General features: G+C 65.1%; 18 protein-coding genes. 4 read left to right on the top strand and 14 right to left on the bottom strand.

Features of this window, described 5'->3' with window-relative positions; translation table 11 throughout:
* Positions 1-57 precede the first annotated feature (57 nt).
* Both KF871_RS14555 and KF871_RS14550 read right to left on the bottom strand, forming a co-directional pair.
* On the bottom strand, positions 58-366 hold the full coding sequence (locus KF871_RS14555) for a nucleotidyltransferase domain-containing protein (RefSeq protein ID WP_291143923.1): 309 nt from the start codon (positions 364-366) through the stop codon (positions 58-60).
* 26 nt (positions 367-392) lie between these two features.
* Positions 393-800: a phage holin family protein gene (locus tag KF871_RS14550; protein WP_291143921.1), complete on the bottom strand. Its 408-nt coding sequence runs from the start codon at positions 798-800 to the stop codon at positions 393-395.
* Positions 801-1,000: 200 nt separating this feature from the next.
* On the opposite strand from KF871_RS14550, the gene KF871_RS14545 reads away from it, so the two are divergent.
* Entirely contained in the window at positions 1,001-2,821 is a 1,821-nt protein-coding gene (locus KF871_RS14545) for a 3'-5' exonuclease (protein ID WP_291143919.1), read from the top strand.
* A gap of 43 nt (positions 2,822-2,864) precedes the next feature.
* Here the strand turns inward: KF871_RS14545 and KF871_RS14540 are convergent, their stop codons facing one another.
* Both KF871_RS14540 and KF871_RS14535 read right to left on the bottom strand, forming a co-directional pair.
* Positions 2,865-3,488, bottom strand: coding sequence for a nucleotidyl transferase AbiEii/AbiGii toxin family protein (locus tag KF871_RS14540; RefSeq protein ID WP_291143915.1), 624 nt, complete (start codon positions 3,486-3,488; stop codon positions 2,865-2,867).
* Between the two features lie 64 nt (positions 3,489-3,552).
* Positions 3,553-4,035: a helix-turn-helix domain-containing protein gene (locus KF871_RS14535; RefSeq protein ID WP_291143913.1), complete on the bottom strand. Its 483-nt coding sequence runs from the start codon at positions 4,033-4,035 to the stop codon at positions 3,553-3,555.
* A 69-nt stretch (positions 4,036-4,104) separates the two neighbouring features.
* On the opposite strand from KF871_RS14535, the gene KF871_RS14530 reads away from it, so the two are divergent.
* Positions 4,105-4,320: a 3'-5' exonuclease gene (locus KF871_RS14530; RefSeq protein ID WP_291143910.1), complete on the top strand. Its 216-nt coding sequence runs from the start codon at positions 4,105-4,107 to the stop codon at positions 4,318-4,320.
* Positions 4,321-4,357: 37 nt separating this feature from the next.
* Here the strand turns inward: KF871_RS14530 and KF871_RS14525 are convergent, their stop codons facing one another.
* The 3 genes from KF871_RS14525 to KF871_RS14515 are packed head-to-tail and all read right to left on the bottom strand — an operon-like array spanning position 4,358 to position 8,734.
* The gene (locus tag KF871_RS14525) at positions 4,358-5,221 is read right to left on the bottom strand and encodes a hypothetical protein (protein ID WP_291143907.1); all 864 of its coding nucleotides are present in this window, start codon (positions 5,219-5,221) and stop codon (positions 4,358-4,360) included.
* On the bottom strand, positions 5,199-6,905 hold the full coding sequence (locus KF871_RS14520) for a hypothetical protein (RefSeq protein ID WP_291143904.1): 1,707 nt from the start codon (positions 6,903-6,905) through the stop codon (positions 5,199-5,201). Before KF871_RS14520 ends, KF871_RS14525 begins: the two co-directional genes overlap by 23 nt.
* Positions 6,906-6,919: 14 nt before the next feature.
* Positions 6,920-8,734 carry a glutamine--tRNA ligase/YqeY domain fusion protein gene (locus KF871_RS14515; RefSeq protein WP_291143901.1) on the bottom strand — a complete coding sequence of 605 codons (1,815 nt, stop codon included), beginning with the start codon at positions 8,732-8,734 and terminating at the stop codon, positions 6,920-6,922.
* 74 nt (positions 8,735-8,808) lie between these two features.
* Here KF871_RS14515 and KF871_RS14510 point away from each other — a divergent pair, with 74 nt between their 5' ends.
* On the top strand, positions 8,809-9,903 hold the full coding sequence (locus KF871_RS14510) for a DUF2157 domain-containing protein (protein ID WP_291143898.1): 1,095 nt from the start codon (positions 8,809-8,811) through the stop codon (positions 9,901-9,903).
* Between the two features lie 65 nt (positions 9,904-9,968).
* Here KF871_RS14510 and KF871_RS14505 read toward each other — a convergent pair whose 3' ends face one another.
* From KF871_RS14505 to KF871_RS14490, 4 genes are all read right to left on the bottom strand, one after another.
* A complete protein-coding gene (locus KF871_RS14505) occupies positions 9,969-11,789 on the bottom strand; it encodes a monovalent cation:proton antiporter-2 (CPA2) family protein (protein WP_291143895.1) in 1,821 nt (606 codons plus the stop codon).
* Positions 11,786-12,355: an NAD(P)H-dependent oxidoreductase gene (locus KF871_RS14500; protein WP_291143892.1), complete on the bottom strand. Its 570-nt coding sequence runs from the start codon at positions 12,353-12,355 to the stop codon at positions 11,786-11,788. Before KF871_RS14500 ends, KF871_RS14505 begins: the two co-directional genes overlap by 4 nt.
* Before the next feature lie 57 nt (positions 12,356-12,412).
* The gene (locus KF871_RS14495) at positions 12,413-14,257 is read right to left on the bottom strand and encodes a choice-of-anchor I family protein (protein WP_291143889.1); all 1,845 of its coding nucleotides are present in this window, start codon (positions 14,255-14,257) and stop codon (positions 12,413-12,415) included.
* Between the two features lie 91 nt (positions 14,258-14,348).
* Positions 14,349-14,999, bottom strand: a complete 651-nt coding sequence (locus KF871_RS14490; RefSeq protein ID WP_291143887.1) for a DUF924 family protein — start codon at positions 14,997-14,999, stop codon at positions 14,349-14,351.
* 108 nt (positions 15,000-15,107) lie between these two features.
* Between KF871_RS14490 and KF871_RS14485 the strand changes: the two genes are divergently transcribed.
* Positions 15,108-15,488 (top strand): hypothetical protein, encoded by a 381-nt coding sequence (locus KF871_RS14485; RefSeq protein WP_291143884.1) that lies wholly within the window; start codon positions 15,108-15,110, stop codon positions 15,486-15,488.
* 77 nt (positions 15,489-15,565) lie between these two features.
* Here the strand turns inward: KF871_RS14485 and KF871_RS14480 are convergent, their stop codons facing one another.
* The 3 genes from KF871_RS14480 to KF871_RS14470 all read right to left on the bottom strand — a co-directional run bounded on the left by KF871_RS14480 (position 15,566) and on the right by KF871_RS14470 (position 17,909).
* Positions 15,566-16,378, bottom strand: coding sequence for a LytTR family DNA-binding domain-containing protein (locus tag KF871_RS14480; RefSeq protein WP_291143881.1), 813 nt, complete (start codon positions 16,376-16,378; stop codon positions 15,566-15,568).
* Positions 16,375-17,478: a sensor histidine kinase gene (locus KF871_RS14475; RefSeq protein ID WP_291143878.1), complete on the bottom strand. Its 1,104-nt coding sequence runs from the start codon at positions 17,476-17,478 to the stop codon at positions 16,375-16,377. The genes KF871_RS14480 and KF871_RS14475 overlap by 4 nt, the downstream gene beginning before the upstream one ends.
* Before the next feature lie 125 nt (positions 17,479-17,603).
* Entirely contained in the window at positions 17,604-17,909 is a 306-nt protein-coding gene (locus KF871_RS14470; protein WP_291143875.1) for a 2TM domain-containing protein, read from the bottom strand.
* Positions 17,910-17,949 lie beyond the last annotated feature (40 nt).

The following is a 17,949-nucleotide window of genomic DNA, read 5'->3' as shown; positions in this document are numbered from 1 at the left end:
CAAAACGACTGGATGGCAACGGCTGCCTCGCGTGCATCCCACAGGAACGCCCGTGGGTCACGACGCATAGACAGACTCGCGATGGCGGTTGATGCTGGCGGCGATGTAGGGGTTGCGCACCGCGCCGGGTTCAACAAGATCCACACCACGGCCCAGCACCTGCTCCAGAGCCGATTTGGTTTCGTACAGGCGGTGTAGGTCCGGTTGTGCGTCTGGCGCAAACTCGACCAGAAAATCCGCGTCGCTGCGTTCGGGGTCGAAGTCGTCCGCACGCGCTGCCGAGCCAAAGACTTCCAGCCGGCGTATGCCGAACCGTTGGCAAATGGCAGAGATGGCCGCTTGGTGCTGGGCAATGGCGGGATGCATGCGCGCAGTGTAGCGAGGGGCCACCACTACAACCAGACCGAGCCCCGTCCCGGGCCGGTCTGAATGGTGAACTCGGGCGAGCCACCCAGCACAAACGCGCCCAGCACCAGGCTCAACACCGCCATGAACAGGCTGGCCCACAGCGCCGTCCAGAAGCCGTTGAGCGCAAAGCCATCGACCACCCTGGCCACCAGCATCAGCACCAGCGCGTTGATGACCAGCAAGAACAGCCCGAAGGTGATGAGCGTGAGCGGCAGCGTCAGCAACACCAGCAACGGCCGCACCACCGCATTGGCCAGCCCCAGCAGCAAGGCCGACACCACCAGCGCCCCCGTGCCGCTGAAGCGCATGCCCTTGAACACATGACTGGCCACCCACATGGCCAGCGCGGTGATGGCCCAGTGGAGGAGGAAGGGGGTGAGGTTGGTGAGCATGGGATGGGTAAGGGGCGAGCAGGTGGGTGCGCGGCGGCACGGGCAGAGGGGCATTGTCGTGTGGCTGCGCGACTGTGGCGCGCCCGCCGCGATTCAACGGGCAGTGATCGCCCGAATGGCACCGTTGGCGCCCAAACCGTGCCGTTGCCAGCATTTGCCGCCATCATCGCGCCCAGGGGAAGCAAATACTTACAACTGGCATGGCCACCTTGATTCCAGCCATCGGCAGCTGCGTCTCGCGCATGACGGGCGGGGAGCGGCGCCTGGCCGAGCGCCTGGAGCACAAGCTCGACGACGACTACCTGCTCTGGTTCGACGTGCCCATCGGCCCGAAGCAGACGCACCCCGACTTTGTGGTGCTGCACCCGCGCCGCGGCCTGCTCATCCTCGAGACCAAAGACTGGCGGCTGGAGACGGTGCAACGCGCCACCCGCGAGTACTGGGAAATCGCACCCGACGGTCACGTCAAGGTGGTGACGAACCCGCTGGCCCAGGCGCGGCACTGCGCGATTCAGGTGGTCAACGCGCTGGAGCGCGACCCGCAGCTGGCGCAGGGGCCGGGCCCGCACCAGGGCAAGCTGGCCTTTCCGTGGGGCTTTGGTGTGGTTTTCACCCGCATCACGCGCCGGCAGTTCGAGAGCGCCGGCCTGGCCGAGGCCATCGAGCCGCACCTGGTCATCTGCTCGGACGAGATGACCGACACGGTGGAGGCCGAGGAATTTCAGCAGCGCCTGTGGCACATGTTCCCGCATGCGTTCGGCAACAAGGCGCTCAGCCTGCCGCAGATCGACCGCGTGCGCTGGATCATGTTCCCCGACGTGCGCGTGCCGGTGCAGGGCGCGTTGTTCAACGCGGCCGACGACGCGGCGGGCGATCTGCCATCCATCATGCGTGTGATGGACCTGCAGCAAGAGCAGCTGGCGCGCAGCCTGGGTGAAGGCCATCGCGTGATCCATGGTGTGGCCGGCTCCGGCAAGACCATGTTGCTGGGCTACCGCGCCGAGCACCTGGCCCGCGCGCAGACGGCGCACACCAAGCCGGTGCTCATCCTTTGCTACAACGAGCCGCTGGCCAAGCAGCTGGCGCAGGTGATGCGCAGCAAAGGCATTGCCGACCGCGTGCACGCGGTGCACTTTCACAAGTGGTGCCGCGACCAGCTGGTGGCCTACGGGCAAGACCTGCCGGCGCAGAACCTGCCGCGCGAACACTTCTTTGACGAGATGGTTCACCGCGTCATCCACGGCGTGGAGCGCCAGCAGATCCCCGGTGGGCAATACCTGGCCGTGCTCATTGACGAGGGCCACGACTTTGCGCCCGAGTGGTTCAAGCTCATCGTGCAGATGGTGGACCCGACCACCAACAGCCTGCTGGTGCTCTACGACGATGCGCAGAGCATTTACGAACGCACCAAGACGCGCCAGTTCAGCTTCAAGAGCGTGGGCATCCAGGCCCAGGGCCGCACCACCATCCTCAAGATCAACTACCGCAACACGCGGCAGATTCTGGAAACCGCCAGCCTCGTCGCCGCCGACCTGTTGACCGCCGAAGACAAAGACGACGACGGCGTGCCACTGCTCAAGCCCGTGAGCTGCGGCCGCGACGGCGACGCCCCGCTCATCATCCGCCTACCCACCCTGCGCGAAGAGGCGCAGCAAGTGGCCGAGTTGCTGGCAAGCGCCCACAACGAAGGCCACGCCTGGGGCGACATGGCCATCCTGTGCCGGCACTGGAACGAGATGGACATCTGCGCCAACGCCCTGCGCCAACGCCGCCTGCCGCACCAGGTGCGCAAAGGCGCCGGCACCTTCAACCCCGCCGCTGACAGTATCAAGGTCATGACCATGCATGTGAGCAAAGGCTTGGAGTTCCCCGTGGTGGCGCTGGTGGGCGTGGGGCACATGCCTGCGATCGGGGCGGACGAGCGTGAGGAGGCGCGGCTGTTTTATGTGGGGGCTACGCGGGCGACACAGCGGTTGATTGTTGGGGCAAGCGGTGGAGGGAAATTCTCCACGCGCATGTGAACTTGCTGCGCCACCTGTCTCAGTTGTCGGTTGCGACCCATCGTCACACAGCGGGGGGCAACTGTTTCAGAAAACGGCTCACGCAGTTCACCGCCTCGTCGTATGTCGGCCGGTAGCCAAGTGCGTCGATGGCGTCGAACTGCGCGCCGAGTACCGCGCGCCTTTGCTGAATCTGCGTCAGGAATGCGTCTCTGTGTCGGGTCATGTACGGCTCAGCGGTGTTGAGCGCTTTGGGTTCCCGCTCGATTACCAGCGCCAGGTCGAACAAGTCCCGCGCCGTGGCGCGGTCGCCCCGGTGCCAGAGCTTCTTGGCCACGATCTCGGCGGCCGTTTCCACCTTTACCGTGCGGCCAAGCAGCGTCCACTCGTCAAAGGGGTGCGCCGTGAGGTTGGGCGACGCCACGAAGTCGATCTCGCCTTCCGGGCGCAACAGCTTCACATAGCCCGGCCCTTCCACGTAGTCCGAAGTCACCTGCTCGGCTGCCTCGTTCAACCGGGGTGACACGAAACCCAGATACTGCGGGTCGGGCACAAAGATGTCGATGTCCTTGCTCAGCCGGTGCCCATGGCGCAGCATCAAGACCGTGCCACCGCCAAATGTCCAGAACGGATCGCTGATTCCCCTGCGGGTGATCTCGTCCACCAGCGTGAAGGTATGGGCCAGCAAGGTTTGCCAGACGCCGTCAGGCAAGTTGCCAGGTTGTTGGGAAAGGGGCATGCCGTGGGTCCGCTCAGGCCCAGGCCGCGCGCGGCGATTGCAGCGTCTGCGCCCATTGCGCCAAGTGCTTCCAGAGTACCTTGGGCGGGGTGTGGGTGCGTTCGGCCACTTCGACCACGCCTGCCACGATCAGGGGCAAGGGCGCCTCGTCCAGCAGCGTGGCCACCTGTGGCACAAGGCTTGGCGGCAGATCCCCCGCAACCAGCGCAACCGCCAGCGCGCCGGGCGACAGCGCGTTCCTGTAGCTCACACTGGCCGTCTGGCTCAGCAAGGCCAGCGCGCGCGCTTGGGGTGCCCGTGGCTGTGCGGCCAGGTCCATGCCCAGCAGGGTCAGCAGCGCCAACAGCTTGGCAGCGCCCAGGTCCACCAGAGAGCCGTTTTCCAGCTGGTTGATGGTCGCACGCGACAAACCGGCCAGCCGCGCCAGCCGTGCCTGCGAAAGGCCCAGTGCCTCCCGCCGGGCTTGCACGAGTTGACCGATGTCTGCGAGGTTCATGGCTTGGAGTGGAGCACCCGAATTAGTAGATGTCAAACATATTCGACATTTATCAGGCGCTCCGACCCCGTGCACGACAGCATCAAGGTGATGACACTGCACGTCAGCAAAGGGCTGGAGTTCCCGGTGGTGGCGCTGGTGGCGCTGGTGGGCGCCGGGCGCATGCCCGCCGAGGGCGAAGACGAGCGCGAGACGGCTCGGTTGCGATGTGCGGGGGGCACTCGGGCAACGCAGCGCCTAGTGATTGGGGCAAGTGGAAGCGGGTGGTTTGCTGCGCTGTCATAGGCAACAAAGGCAATAACAGGCCCCGATCCTGTGGGGTCTACGGCTTCAACACTTCTGTCTTGCATTGCAACTTGGAAAGTCGTACTGAAGTGGAAGATCGGTTTGAATCGGTTATGCTGAAGAATAGACGCCAAAGATCGTCGAATTTAGAGTTTTTCAGTCTTGAACTCCAGTTATGCAGCTTCTTTGGCCATTCATCGCGCCATCTAAGGCCGAACACCTTAAACAGTTCCGTGTTGATTGAGTAAATCAATGATGTGGCAATACTGGATGCTTCTTGGAATGTCTGAAAATTAATCTGGACGTGAAGGTTCTGATTAGTCCTTGGTAATTTTAGTTTAATCACATTCTTTCCGGACATTATGCCTCCAGAGTGCACGATTGCATGTCTAAGCTCGCAAAGTTGATCGAACTCTTGCAATAGTGCGTAGCAATCGCTTTTTGAATCTATTGTGACATCAAAATATCTTTTAAGAGTTTCGATAATATTGTCGGCGCTTGCAAAGGAGAATGCTTCAAATGCTCCGCGCTCAATATTTCCAGCCCGGTGCCATATAACAGATCCTAGCTTAATATCTCGCGTAGATGATTTGACCTGTGATACAGGGCATAGCTGTAGTAGTTCAGCGAAAAGATCTCTGAAGTAGTTTTCTGTGTGAGCAACTATCCCGACAAAAAGTAAGTTTGCGATTTCAGGGTTGGAGTTTAGAAGCTGCTGATCGCCCTGGAGGATAAGTGCTTCTGATTTTTGAAGAAACTCATCTATGGGAGACGTGGCTGGGATTTTCAGAATGCTTCCGTATAGTGATATATCCTGAATTTTGGTGGACGGCGCAGCCCGATTGACTGATTTCCACCATTGAACTTTAAGCGGGATATTACTCGACGAATTCTTTGGCATAGCGAGATATCCTTGTTGCCCACACCGGACCAATCATTTTTACCTTTAGAAGCTCCTTGTGTTCCTTGTCAAGTAAGACATCTTTTACCGTCTGTATTGACGACTGCGAGGTTATTGATTTGATTCGACCCGGAGTGAGCGGTAGCAGGGAAATGCTTTGCTGAACAGCAGTTTCAAAGGTCGATTTGAGAGAAAGGGGACTTCCGCAGTTGAGGCAAAATTTCGCTTCGGATGATGCTCTGGGTGTATTGCAGACTTCGCATGGAGGGAGTTGTAGCGGAAGAATTGCCGCAATATTTTTTGTTCCAAGCAGCTTTTCTGCACTTGTTCTAACGAATGCATGGGCATCGCGCCTCGAAAGACTATATGCAACGTCAGCAATCGTAAATGCCTTCTGTGAGAGTACTGCATTTGCCTCTACGAGCAAGGCGTAGTGGATATCAAATAACGCAAAGGTGCCCTTGACGCCTCTGCTTACGTTTCCACGAGGGCGGACAAGTCCCGAGTACTCAAGAAATGAGAGAAGAGTCTTCAGTTCATTTGCGAGGGGTTCTGTCAGTGCAAGTGTGACTGTTTTGGCTTTCGTTGTTTTGCTGTTGTAGTCCTTAATGGCTTGTATTGCCTGCTTTAAGAACACAAGGCCTTGATCCACAAAGCTTGAGTAGGTGGGTATTTTTGCCTTGAGGGACTTGAAGATTTGCTGACTTGTATCCCCGCACTCTGCAATGGCGCTCAGCACTGCGGATCTAGAGAATGTCTTCCTTTTGGAGCTGATGTTGTTATCGGTGTCTTCAGAGGTGGTGATTTTCCGAACCATGTTTAACATGTTTCGCGGAATGCCGAAGGCGCTTAATGCGAGGAGCTGAAATGTCGCGTCGTCTAGGGTTAAGGCGGTTGCTGTGGAGTCGCTTAATCTGCGATTTACCAAAGATCGCATGAAATTTAGATAACGAGAATCTGTCGGATCAAGCCATATGTCGACCTGTTCTGCGTCGTGTCCGACGTGAAAGGCCGACGAGAAATTCGTCACTCCTGGATAAATCGCTGCTTTGGGGGAAATGGACGGGGACTTTATCAGACGGAAGAAATCAAAGAAATCTCTCTGCTGATCAGAAGAGAATGCGTGCGCTGCATCATCAAACAAAAAGACAATTCGAACTCGTTCGCAGATGTTTAAGCACTCTTGACTATACGAATTGAATTCTGAAATTGTTATTGGGGTTTCCAGAAACTTCTTCGCGGTGTCCAGGTCCCCGGATTGGAGTGAGTCTACAATTTTCTTTGCTGTTTCAATTGATAGATCATTTATTTGGGGTTGCCTGGAGAATCCTAGGTTTTCTAGAGAGTTGGCAAGTCCAATTCCTGCGTTTAGGAATAGCCATTGATTAAACCAAAAGGTGGCGTTTCCAGAGGTCTTGTAGAGAGGCTCAAGTCTCAGGGATGTCTTGAAGTTGACGTAGGCCGGAAGAGTTTCGGCTCCGCCGGCAAAGGACATTTCATTTAATGCCTTCAGCATTAATGTTGTTTTTCCAGTGCCGCGAGGTCCTATAAGCAGTTTCGCACCGCTGGCCTTCAGTTTTCTGAGTATTTCAACTTCTTTTGGGTGCTCCACAAACCAGCTTGAGAACATAGCTGAATCGAGGTATTCAGCTTGCTCTACAAATACACTTTCGTTTTCTGCCATTGGGATCCCCAAAGTTACTTCCACGAATCCTTCAACCCCGTCACCCGGTTGAACACCGCCTTGCCGTCCACCCCGTGGTCCACGCGGTCGGCCACGAAGTAGCCGTGGCGTTCGAACTGGAACTTGTCGTCGGGTTGGGCGGTGGCCAGTGAGGGCTCCAGCCAGGCTTGCACCACCTTCAGGCTGTTGGGGTTCAGCGCTTCGATGAAATCCTTGCCGCCGGCGTCGGGGTGGGGGTCGCTGAAGAGGCGGTCGTACAGGCGCACTTCGGCGCTGATGCCGTCGGCCACGGCCACCCAGGTGATGGCGGCTTTGGCCTTGACGCTGTCGGCGCCGGGGGTGCCGCTCTTGGTGCCGGCAATCACCTTGGCCTGCACTTCGGTGACCTTGCCGTCGGCATCTTTGGCGCAGCCGGTGCATTCGATGACGTAGCCGCCTTTGAGGCGCACCACGTTGCCGGGATAGAGGCGCTTGTAGCCTTTGGGTGGCACTTCTTCAAAGTCCTCGCGCTCGATCCACACGGCATTGCCGATCTTGAAGACCCGGTCGGGCGGTGGCGTCTGGCCTTCGGCAATCGCGCTGTGGGGCAGGGCGGGCTGGGTGCAGTCTTCGGTGTGGTCGTCGCTGCCAAAGACTTCGCCCCAGTTGGTCATCACCAGCTTCACCGGGTCGAGCACGGCCATGGCGCGGTGGGCCTTGTTCTCCAGGTCTTCGCGCAGGCAGCCTTCGAGCGTGCTGTAGTCGATCCAGCTGTCGCTCTTGGTCACGCCGATGCGTTCGGCAAAGAGCTGGATGCTTTGCGGCGTGTAGCCGCGCCGGCGCAGGCCGACGATGGTGGGCATGCGCGGGTCGTCCCAGCCGCTGACCTTGTGGTCGTACACCAGCTGCGCCAGCTTGCGTTTGCTGGTGATGACGTAGGTGAGGTTCAGGCGCGCAAATTCGTACTGGCGCGGTGGCGGGGCCTTGAGCAAACCGCCTTCGCACAAACGCTCCAGCAGCCAGTCGTAGAAGGGGCGCTGGTCTTCGAACTCCAGCGTGCAGAAGCTGTGGGTGATCTGCTCCAGCGCGTCTTCAATGGGGTGGGCAAAGGTGTACATCGGGTAGATGCACCAGGTGTCGCCCGTGTGGTGGTGCGTGGCGCGGCGGATGCGGTAGATCGCCGGGTCGCGCATGTTGATGTTGGGGCTGGCCATGTCGATCTTGGCCCGCAGCACCATGCTGCCGTCTTCGTGCTCCCCGGCGCGCATTTCGCGAAAGCGCGCCAGGTTCTCGGCCGGCGTGCGGCTGCGAAACGGGCTGTCCACCCCGGGCTTGCTGAAGTCGCCGCGGTTGATGCGCATCTGCTCGGTGGTCTGCTCGTCCACGTAGGCGTGACCGGCCTGCACCAGGTACTCGGCCGCGTGGTACATGAAGTCGAAGTAATCGCTGGCCTGGTAGAGGTGGTTCACGCCACCGGCCTGCCAGCCAAAGCCCAGCCACTGCACCGCGTCGATGATGCTGTTGACGAACTCGGTGCTCTCCTTCTCGGGGTTGGTGTCGTCAAAGCGCAGGTGGCAGATGCCGCCGTAGTCGCGCGCCAGGCCAAAGTTCAGGCAGATGCTCTTGGCGTGGCCCACGTGCAGGTAGCCGTTGGGCTCGGGCGGAAAGCGGGTGCGGATCTTCGCCGGGTCGGGCTGGCCGCTGGCCTGGTGGGCGGCGTCGCCGGGGCTGCCGGCCCAGCGGCGGCTGGCGTAGGTGCCTTTGGCCAGGTCGGCTTCGATGATCTGGCGCAGGAAGTTGCTGACTTTGGCATCGCCCTCGGTGGGGGCGGGTGGGGTGGGGGAGGTCATTGGCGGATTTTAGGGACCGAGCGCCGCTGTGCCGCCCGGCCGGTGCGCTATCGTGCGCGCCGGAGGGACATGCCATGAACGAAGCACCATCACCTGCGGACGATCGGCGCGTGCAGATCGGCCGCCCGCAGCTGGACGCCGCCGTGCAGGCGGGCGACATCAGCGCCGAGCAGGCCGAGCGCCTGTGGGCGCGCTGGGCGGGTGATGCGGCCGCCGTGGTGGGCTCGCCGCGCTTCAGCTTCACCCACGTGCTGTATTACTTCGGCGGGCTCATCGCCATCGGCGCCATGACGCTGTTCATGACGCTGGGCTGGGAGCTGTTCGGCGCCTGGGGCGTGCTGCTGCTGTCGCTGGGCTACGGCGCGGGCGCCATTGCGGTGGCGCGCAACCTGCTGGGCCGTGGCCTGCCCATTCCGGCGGGCATTCTGGCCACGCTGGCGGTGTGCCTGGTGCCGCTGGCCACCTGGGCGCTGCAGACCGGGCTGGGCCTGTGGCCCGAGGGCGGGCACGATAGCTACCGCGATTACCACCGCTTCATCGACTGGCGCTGGCTCTGGCTGGAGCTGGCCACGCTGGCGGCGGCGGTGGTCATGCTGCGCTGGCTGCGCCTGCCGTTCATGGTGATGCCGGTGGCCGTGACCATCTGGTACCTGTGGATGGACCTGACCCACATGCTGATGCAGAAGGGCGGCTTCGACTGGCAGTTCACGCGCGACATGTCGCTGCTGTTCGGCATCGCCACCTGCGCGCTGGCGGTGTGGGTGGATTTGCGCTGCCGCCTGGCCACCGACCCGCGCAACCGGCAGGACTTCGCCTTCTGGCTCTACCTGTTTGGCGCGCTCATGTTCTGGGGGGGCCTGAGCCTGCGCGAGAGCGACAGCGAGCTGGCCAAGGCGGGCTACGCGCTCATCAACGTGGTGCTGGTGTTTCTGGGCGCGGCCATTTCGCGGCGCGTGTTCACCGTGCTCGGCGCCATCGGCTTCACCGGCTACCTGGCCTACCTGAGCCACAAGGTGTTTGCCGACAGCCTGCTGTTCCCCTTCGTGCTCACGCTGCTGGGCCTGGCCATCGTGGCGCTGGGCATCTGGTGGCAGCGGCGCGAGGCGCGCATCCACGCGGCATTGGCGGGCTGGCTGCCGCCGGCACTGAAGCCGCTGGCGGAAGGTTGATGGGGCGTTGAGCGTTGAGCGGGGTTGGTCGACGCCCAACGCCTAACGCAAAACTCCAACGGCCATCAACGCTCAGCGTCCCCCGCCTGCCAGCTCTTGTCGCCGTGGCGCTGGTGCTGGCGCTGCATGTCCTGCTGCATCTGCTTCTCGAACTGCTCGCGGGCTTCGCGCACGCGCTTGATGAGGTCGTCCTCGTTTTGCAGCACGCTGCGGTCAGACCGCGCAAAGCGCTCGTTGTAGCGGCGGAACTCGTCGGCGACCTGGCGCGCATGGAAGCGGTCGAAGCCCAGCGCCTCCAGCGCGGCGCGGCCGGTACGCAGCGAGCTCTCGAACAGCTCGCGCTGCACGTGGTGCACACCGGCGCCGTGCAGTTCCATGGCGTGCACGGCGTCGCGTGCGCGCACCGCCAGGCGCAGTTGCGGCCATTGCTGCCGGGCCGCGGCCACCAGCTGGTTGGCCTGGGCCGAGTCGTCGATCGCGATTACCAGCAGCTGCGCATTGGCCGCACCCGCGGCGGCCAGCAGGTCGGGCTGGGTGGCGTCGCCGAAGTACACCTGAAAGCCGAACTTGCGCGCGCTGTCCACGGTGTCGGCGTCGTGGTCGATCACGGTGGGCTTGATGCCCACGCCCAGCAGCAGGCGCGCCACGATCTGCCCGTAGCGGCCAAAGCCGGCCAGCAGCACCTGCGGGCGCTCGTCGGGGATGTCGTCTGCCGGGCGGGCGCCGGCGTCGTCGCGGGCCAGGCGGTCAAAGGCGCGCAGCAGCAGCGGCGTGACGGGCATGGACACCGCGGTGATGAGTGTGAGCAGCGCGGCCTCGTTGGCGGGCAGCACGTTCACCGCCTGCGCGGTGGCCAGGATCACGAAGGCGAATTCACCGCCCTGGGCCAGCAGCACCGCCAGCAGTGAGCGCTGCTGCCCGTGCAGGCCGGCCAGCGGCAGCACCAGCCACACACCCACCAGCTTGAGCGCGGTAATGAGCACCAGCCCGATGGCCACCTGCACGCCGTGGGTGGCCAGCAGGTCGAGCTGCATGCCCATGCCCACCGACATGAAGAACAGGCCCAGCAGCAACCCCTTGAAGGGCAGGATGTCGTTCTCCAGCGCGTGCCGGTACTCGGAGCTGGCCAACAGCACGCCGGCAATGAAGGCACCCAGCCCCATGGACAGGCCCACCGCCTGCATGAGCGCGGCCACGCCCAGCACCAGCAGCAACGCAAAGGCGGTGAACAGCTCGCGCACCGGCAGCCGCGCAATGAAGCGCATGGCCGGGTAGGCCAGGTAGCGCCCGGCCAGCACCACGCCGGCAATGGCGCCCACCTGCGACAGCGGGCGCCACCAGCCGCTGGCGTGCGCCTCGGGGCTCACCGGCGAGGGCGTGCCCAGCGTCTGGCCCAGCAGTGCCGCCAGCGCCAGCAATGGGATGGCCGCGATGTCTTCGAACAGCAGCATCGCAAAGCCCTTTTGCCCCACCGGGCGCAGCAGCAGGTTGCGCTCCTGCAGGATGGGCACCACGATGGCCGTGCTGGACAGCGACAGCGCCAGGCTGCCGATGAGCGTGGCCTGCCAGGTCCAGCCCAGCCAGAAGCCGATCGGCATGATGAGCACGGTGCAGGCCGCCATCTGCAGCGCGCCGCCGCCGAACACGGCGATGCGCATGGCCCACAGGCGGCGCGGCTCCAGGTTGAGGCCGATGAGGAACAGCATGAGCACCACGCCCAGCTCAGACACCTGCGTCACCGCCTCGGCGTCGCCCACCAGGCCCAGGCCCAGCGGCCCCACCGCCACACCAGCCAGCAGGTAACCCAGCACCGAGCCCAGACCCAGCCGCACGGCCAGGGGCACCAGCACCACGGCCAGCGCCAGCAACACGATGGCCTGGTTCATGCCGGGGCCTGCGCGGTGGGGGCTGGCCGCGGCAGTGCGGCCACGTGGCGGTCGGCCTGCGCGCCCAGTGCGGCCACGGCGGCCGCCAGCTGGTCGGGCGCAAGCTTGTGCCCGCCGTGCAGCACGTAGGGCGGCAGCCAGTGCATGCCGCAGTAGCGCGCGGTGTGTTCGATGGGCGCGACGAAGTCGGCAAAGGGGCGCATGTGCGCGCCGCCCGGCTGGTACATGGTGGCCATGCCGCCGGCGCTGGCCACCCACCAGGCTGTCTTGCCCTGCAGCGCGTCACCGCCCTTGCCGTAGGCCCAGCCGTGGGCCAGCACCAGCTCGAACCAGTGCTTGAGCAACGCGGGCACGCTGTACCAGTAGACCGGGGCGACCCAGATTACCAGCTGCGCGTGGGTCAGCGCTTCCTGCTCGCTGGCAACGTCGATGTCGAAGTCGGGGTAGCGCTCATAGAGCGAGCGCACGGCGGTGTCGGGCCGCGCGGCCAGCGCGTCCAGCAGGGCGCGGGTGGCGGTGGACTGGCGCGGCCGCGGGTGGGCGTGAATGATCAGCGTGGTCTGCATGGCGGTGGGCGGCGGCGGTGCCGCACGATATCACCGCCATGCAGCCGGCGCAGGCGATCAGCCGGGTGCGCCCGGGGTGGCCTTGGTCACCTTGACGAGGAACACCGCGGTGGTGCCGCTGACCTCGTTGCCCACCACCAGCAGCGGCTTGCCGTTGGGCGACTGCTTGGCCGGGATGAAGGTCAGGCCTTCGGGGCCGAGGTCGCCGGCGGTGGCCAGATCGGGCGGATCGCTCAGCCACTCGTCGCGGGTGTTAAGGTAGTCCAGCCGCACCGGCGCCTTGGGGTCGGTGATGTCGTAGACCAGCACGCCGCCGAAACGCTCCAGGCCGATGAAGGCCAGGGTGCGATCGCCGATGCGGCCCAGCGCCACGCCTTCGGGCTCGGGGCCTTTGGCGTCGCTGCGGCTGTCCTTGGCGTCGCCTTCGTCGTGGCCGCTGTTGAAGTAGGTGGCGCAGGGAATGTTGCGCTGTGTGCCGAGCTTGCACAGGTCGCTGGCGAAGAACTTCTCGAAGTCGGCGCCCGAGTCCCACACCAGCTTGCCCTTGTCGTCCCAGATGCTGAACGAGCGCGCGCCGTAGCTGTAGAGCTTGTCGTACATGAGGCGGTTGCCGCTCACGTCGGCCAGGCCGCTGGCATTGAACAGCATCGGCGTGCCGTCGGTGTTCTTGCGGTAGCCCTGGGTCCAGCTGATGTTGAGTCGGCCGAGCTGGTCATCCGCGCGGCAGTTGCCGGGGTTGCCCGCCACCGCACCGCAGTAGCCGAAGGTGATCGGGTCGAGCAGGCCACCGGCGGCCAGCGCGTTGAGCTGTGGCGGCAGGTCGTCGCCGGCGCGGCCGGCCCAGCCGTTCTTGTTGACCAGGTGCTTGACGCGGAACTCCTCGACGAAGCCCTTGGTGGCGTCGCCGGCCCAGTAGGCGCTGTTGTCTTCGCCCCAGGCGCGCGAGTCGCCCTCGTTGGCGGTGACGAGGTAGTCGCGGCCCTTGACCTTGTAGGTGGCAATGGCGTCGGGCTGGTACATGCCCACCACGCCCGGCCAGGTGCGGATGTTGATGGCGTTGTCGGCGTCGGAGGCGTCGAGCTCGTTGCCCTCCTGGCCGTAGTCTTTGTAGCCCAGCGGCAGGATGGCGGTGACCTTGGCGCTGGCGATGTCGATGCGCGCCAGGGCGTTGTTCTCCTGCAGGGTGGCCCAGGCGGTCTTGCCGTCTTCTTCGATGGCGATGTACTCGGGCTCGAGGTCTTGCGCCACGCTGGCGTTCGGGCCATACAGCCGCACGCCCTTGTCGCGCAGGATCGCGGCCTGCGCGTTGAAGGCGCTGAAGTCGGCCGTCTGCACCGACGGCGCCGTCGGGTTGCTCACGTCGATGACGCTGACGCTGCCTTCGGGGTCGGTCTGGTAGTCGTCGCTGGGCTCGCCCTCGTTGGCCACCAGCACGCGCTTGCCGTTGGGCGTGAAGACCAGCATGTCGGGCAGGGCGCCGACGGTGACCGAGCCCAGCAGGGCCAGGTCCTTGGCGCGGTACAGGGCCACGCGGCCCGGGTCGGTTTTCACGGGCGCCTCGATGGCGACCGCCACCAGGCCCTTGTGCACCGCCACGCTGTTGACGGTGGCGCCGGCCAGCACGGTGTTGGCGTCCACCTCGCCGACCTTGACGGGCTCGGCCGGGTCGCTCAGGTCGAGCACGTCGAGCCGGCCCGATTGGGCATTGACCACGAACACGCGCTGGGTGCCGGCGTCGTAGGCGGGGATCTCGGCCGCCGACACGCCGAACTGGCCGGTGCTGTAGCGGCCCAGGAATTCGAGTTCGATCGTGTCTTCGCCGCCTCCGCAGGCGGCCAGGGCCGCAGCGGCCACGACGGAAGCGCCCAGCCAGCGCAGCGGGCGCGATTGCAAAAGTCTCATCGGGTGTCCTTGTTCGGTTGGGAAATGTCCGCCCAAGGTTCTAGTGGCCGCGCGTGACGTGACCGTGACGGTCACATGACGGCGCCCGCCCTCACTGCCCGAAGCGAGGGCCGTCTTTGAGGAACTCGATCTCCTCGGGCGTGCTCTCGCGCCCGAGCACCGCGTTGCGGTGCGGAAAGCGCCCGAAGCGCACCACGATGTCGCGGTGCAGGCGGGCGTAGCGCAGGTGGTCGTCGAGCGTGGCGTGGTGCTCGGGGGCGGCCTGCGCGCGCAGCCGCTCGAAGCTGGCCACGCAGCGGTCCTGCAGGGGCAGCGATTCGGCGTGCGTGAACGGCATGCAGAGAAACACCCGGCCCACCAGCGGCAAGACCTCGTCGACGCGCGCATCCTGCGCGGCGGCGGCCACCTGCTGGGCGCGCGCGTCGCCGGCAAATGCGCGGGCCTGGCGCCGGTACAGGTTGCGCGGCAGCTGGTCCAGCAGCAGCACCAGGGCCAGCGTGCCCAGGGGGGTGGCGGTCCAGTCGCCCAGACCGCCGGCAATGGCCTCGTCCACCAGGGCGCCAAAGCGCGCGCGCAGCTCGGCGTCGTGCTCGGGTGTGGCATTGAACCAGTGGTCCGGAATCTGGCTGGGCCAGCCGATGGCCAGGCCGTCGGCGCACCAGGTGTCGAGCAGGGCCCGGGCGTCGGGGGGCAGGGTGGGCGCGGAGGGCATGAAGGGCATGAGGGGCATGGAAGGGGTCATGGGCGTCGTTTACGTGTTGCAACAGGTTTGACTGTGCATGCGGATCAGGCGATACACAGCGGGCATTCAATGGCGAGACGGCAGCATGCCGCACCACGGAGACCCACGATGCAAACCGCCCGAATCCCCCACCCCGCAACCCTGGCCAAAGGCCTGGGCGTGCTCGCCCTGGCTGCCAGCGCCTGGGCATTGTCCGGCACCGCCACCCAGGCCCACGCCCGCGACGACATCCAATGGTCCATCGGCGTCAATACCCCGGGCGTGAGCGTGGGCGTGTCCAACGCCCCGACCGTGGTCTACGGCTACCCGCACTACGGCTACCCCGTCTACAGCGCCCCGCCCGCGGTGGTGTACTCCCGCCCCGTGGTCGTCTACCCGCGGCCGGTGGTGGTGCAGAGCTACCCCGTGTACGTGGGCCCGCGCTGGGAAGGGCGCCGGCACGGCCATCGCCACGGGCATCGGCACGGTGGGCGGGGTTGGGACGATTGATGCGCCAGACCTCGCTTTGACAACCGGAACGGCCCGCGCGACGGGTCGTTTTGCTGTCTGCGTGGGCGAACGCGAGCTCACATCGCCCGAAACCGGTCTGCGTAGAGGCGGCTCACGCCGAACGATTCGCTCAGGCCTTTGAGGCTTAGGCGCCATTTGCCGGCTTCGTCGCGGGTGACGCGGTCGATGGCGTCGGCGCGCACCACGGTGCCGCGGTGGATCTGCCAGAACACCTCGGGGTCGAGTTGGGGCAGCAGGTCTTTGAGCGGGGTACGGATGAGGAATTCGCGCTCGGTGGTGAGCACGCGCAGGTATTTGTCGGCGGCTTCGATGGCGAGCACGTCGTCGATGGCGATGCGCTGCACGCTGTTGCCGACACTGGCCATGAGGTGGCGCAGAAGGGGTGTGGGTGCATGTGTTGGTGGCTGTGCGGCGGCATTGGCAAGCAAGGCACGCAGGCCGGCCCAGTCGGGCTCGGCGCTGGCGTTGCCGATGGCCTGCTGGCGCGCGGCCAGTGCGTCCTGCACGCGTTGCACGGTGCGCGCCAGGCGCTCGGACTGCACGGGCTTGAGCAGGTAATCCACCGCCTGGGCCTCGAAGGCCTGCACGGCGAAGGCGTCGTAGGCGGTGACGAACACCAGCACCGGCAGCGGCGTGTTGCCGGGCCAGTCGTGGGCGATCTCGGCGGCGGCCTCAAGCCCGCTGAGCGCGGGCATGCGGATGTCGAAGAACAGCACCTCGGGTTGCAGGGCCAGGGTCTGCTCGACGGCGCTGGCGCCGTCGCCCACGGTGGCGAGCACGCGCAATTGCGGCCAGGTGCGCACCAGTTCGGCTTGCAGCGCCTGCGCCAGCAGGGGCTCGTCTTCGGCGATGAGGGCGGTGGCGTTCATGCGGGGTGGGTGGCGCCGGGTGCGGACGACGCATTGGGGGCAGGCACGGTGTTGGATAGGGGCAGGTGCAGCGTGGCCGCGGTGCCCTGGCCCGGCGCGCTGCGCCAGTCCAGCCGGGCGGCGTCGCCGTACACGGTGTGCAGGCGTTCGCGCACCTGCGTGAGGCCGAAGCCGCCGTCCGCGTTTCGATCGGTGCCCACGCCGTTGTCGCTGATGGTGAGGCGCAGGCCGTTGGTGTCGGCGTGGGTGCCGGCGTCGGTGTCGGCGGCGGCCTCGATGCGCACCTCGCCGCCCGCGGCGCTGGGCTCCAGCCCATGGCGGATGGCGTTTTCCACCAGCGGTTGCAGCAGCAGGGGTGGCACGGCTTGATCGGCCAGTGCGTCGGGCAGCGACAGGTGCACCCGCAGGCGCGGGCCCATGCGCACCGCCATGAGCTGCAGGTAGTCGTCCAGCCGCGCGAATTCGTCGCGCAGCGTGTGGCGGCGCTGGTGCGCGTCGGTGCGCGAGGCGGCCAGCGTGGCGCGCAGAAAGCCATTGAGGCGGTCGAGCATGGCGATGGCGCGCGGTGGGTCGGCGGCAATGAGCGCGCGCAGGTTGGCCAGCGTGTTGAACAGCATGTGCGGCTCCAGCTGCGACTCCAGCAGCCGCAAGCGCGCCTCGCTGGCCTGACGCTGGGCTTCCTCGCTGGCCAGGCGCGCTTGCGCCAGCAGCTCGCGGGTGGTGAAGAAGTACGCGCCCACGCCACCGGCCACCAGCGACATCAGCAAGAGCACCAGCGTGCTGCGCGGCAGGTTGGCCAGCCCGAGCAGCAGCGGGCGTTGCAGCAAGGCGTTGGCCAGCATGTTGCCCAGCAGGTACCCCCCGAGCACGCTGAGCACCACCAGCACCGACAGGCGTTTGGCCCCTGGCCAGCCGCGTTCGCCGGCAAACAGGTAGCGGCCGAGATCGATGCCGATCCAGATGAGCCCGCCGATGCAGTGCGCGTAGACCAGGTTGACCAGGAAGCGCTCGTGCGTGCCCAGGGTGATGGCGCCCGCGATGAGGGTGTTGACGATCAGCACGGGCACCGCGTGGCGGCGCAGTGCGACGGAGAGGGGCATGGGCATGGGCGCAGTATGCAGGCAGGCAGGTTGTGCGTTGGGCGTTGGGCGTTGGGCGGGAGGATGCCGTGAGCGTGGTCGCTCAACGCTCAACCCCCAACGCAAAACGGCCCTCAGGCCTGCGGTCAGTGGAGATGGCGCTGCGCCTGCAGGCGGGCGCGTTCGTCGGCCATCCAGCGCGCGGTGAGGCCACCGCCGCCCAGGCCGACCCACACGCCCAGTCCGTGCAAGGCCAGACCCAGGCCCCAGCCCAGTGCGGGGTAGATGGCCCAGGTCTGGCCCTTGGCCATGGCCAGCGCGGCCAGGCCGAGGTTGACAGCCAGGTACACCAGGGCGTGCATGAACCAGCCCATGCGCATGCCGACGCGGCGGCGGGCGATGCGGTCGAGGTCGGCGTCGGTGGATTGGGGGGAGAGGTGGTGGGTTTTCATGGTTGTGGTTCCTTGGGGGTGGTTTTCAGGGTGGGGGATG

Source organism: Hydrogenophaga sp. (assembly GCF_019635465.1).
Taxonomy (GTDB): domain Bacteria; phylum Pseudomonadota; class Gammaproteobacteria; order Burkholderiales; family Burkholderiaceae_C; genus Hydrogenophaga.
This window is presented reverse-complemented; position numbering and strand designations above follow the sequence as displayed.

Bases quoted from the DNA above. Each gene is read 5' to 3' on its own strand.
- KF871_RS14510 (WP_291143898.1), top strand. From the start codon at position 8,809: ATGAACGAAGCACCATCACCTGCGGACGATCGGCGCGTGCAGATCGGC.
- KF871_RS14485 (WP_291143884.1), top strand. From the start codon at position 15,108: ATGCAAACCGCCCGAATCCCCCACCCCGCAACCCTGGCCAAAGGCCTG.
- KF871_RS14520 (WP_291143904.1), bottom strand. From the start codon at position 6,905: ATGGCAGAAAACGAAAGTGTATTTGTAGAGCAAGCTGAATACCTCGAT.
- KF871_RS14495 (WP_291143889.1), bottom strand. From the start codon at position 14,257: ATGAGACTTTTGCAATCGCGCCCGCTGCGCTGGCTGGGCGCTTCCGTC.
- KF871_RS14535 (WP_291143913.1), bottom strand. From the start codon at position 4,035: ATGAACCTCGCAGACATCGGTCAACTCGTGCAAGCCCGGCGGGAGGCA.
- KF871_RS14545 (WP_291143919.1), top strand. From the start codon at position 1,001: ATGGCCACCTTGATTCCAGCCATCGGCAGCTGCGTCTCGCGCATGACG.
- KF871_RS14555 (WP_291143923.1), bottom strand. From the start codon at position 366: ATGCATCCCGCCATTGCCCAGCACCAAGCGGCCATCTCTGCCATTTGC.
- KF871_RS14475 (WP_291143878.1), bottom strand. From the start codon at position 17,478: ATGCCCCTCTCCGTCGCACTGCGCCGCCACGCGGTGCCCGTGCTGATC.
- KF871_RS14515 (WP_291143901.1), bottom strand. From the start codon at position 8,734: ATGACCTCCCCCACCCCACCCGCCCCCACCGAGGGCGATGCCAAAGTC.
- KF871_RS14525 (WP_291143907.1), bottom strand. From the start codon at position 5,221: ATGCCAAAGAATTCGTCGAGTAATATCCCGCTTAAAGTTCAATGGTGG.
- KF871_RS14490 (WP_291143887.1), bottom strand. From the start codon at position 14,999: ATGACCCCTTCCATGCCCCTCATGCCCTTCATGCCCTCCGCGCCCACC.
- KF871_RS14470 (WP_291143875.1), bottom strand. From the start codon at position 17,909: ATGAAAACCCACCACCTCTCCCCCCAATCCACCGACGCCGACCTCGAC.
- KF871_RS14550 (WP_291143921.1), bottom strand. From the start codon at position 800: ATGCTCACCAACCTCACCCCCTTCCTCCTCCACTGGGCCATCACCGCG.
- KF871_RS14505 (WP_291143895.1), bottom strand. From the start codon at position 11,789: ATGAACCAGGCCATCGTGTTGCTGGCGCTGGCCGTGGTGCTGGTGCCC.
- KF871_RS14500 (WP_291143892.1), bottom strand. From the start codon at position 12,355: ATGCAGACCACGCTGATCATTCACGCCCACCCGCGGCCGCGCCAGTCC.
- KF871_RS14480 (WP_291143881.1), bottom strand. From the start codon at position 16,378: ATGAACGCCACCGCCCTCATCGCCGAAGACGAGCCCCTGCTGGCGCAG.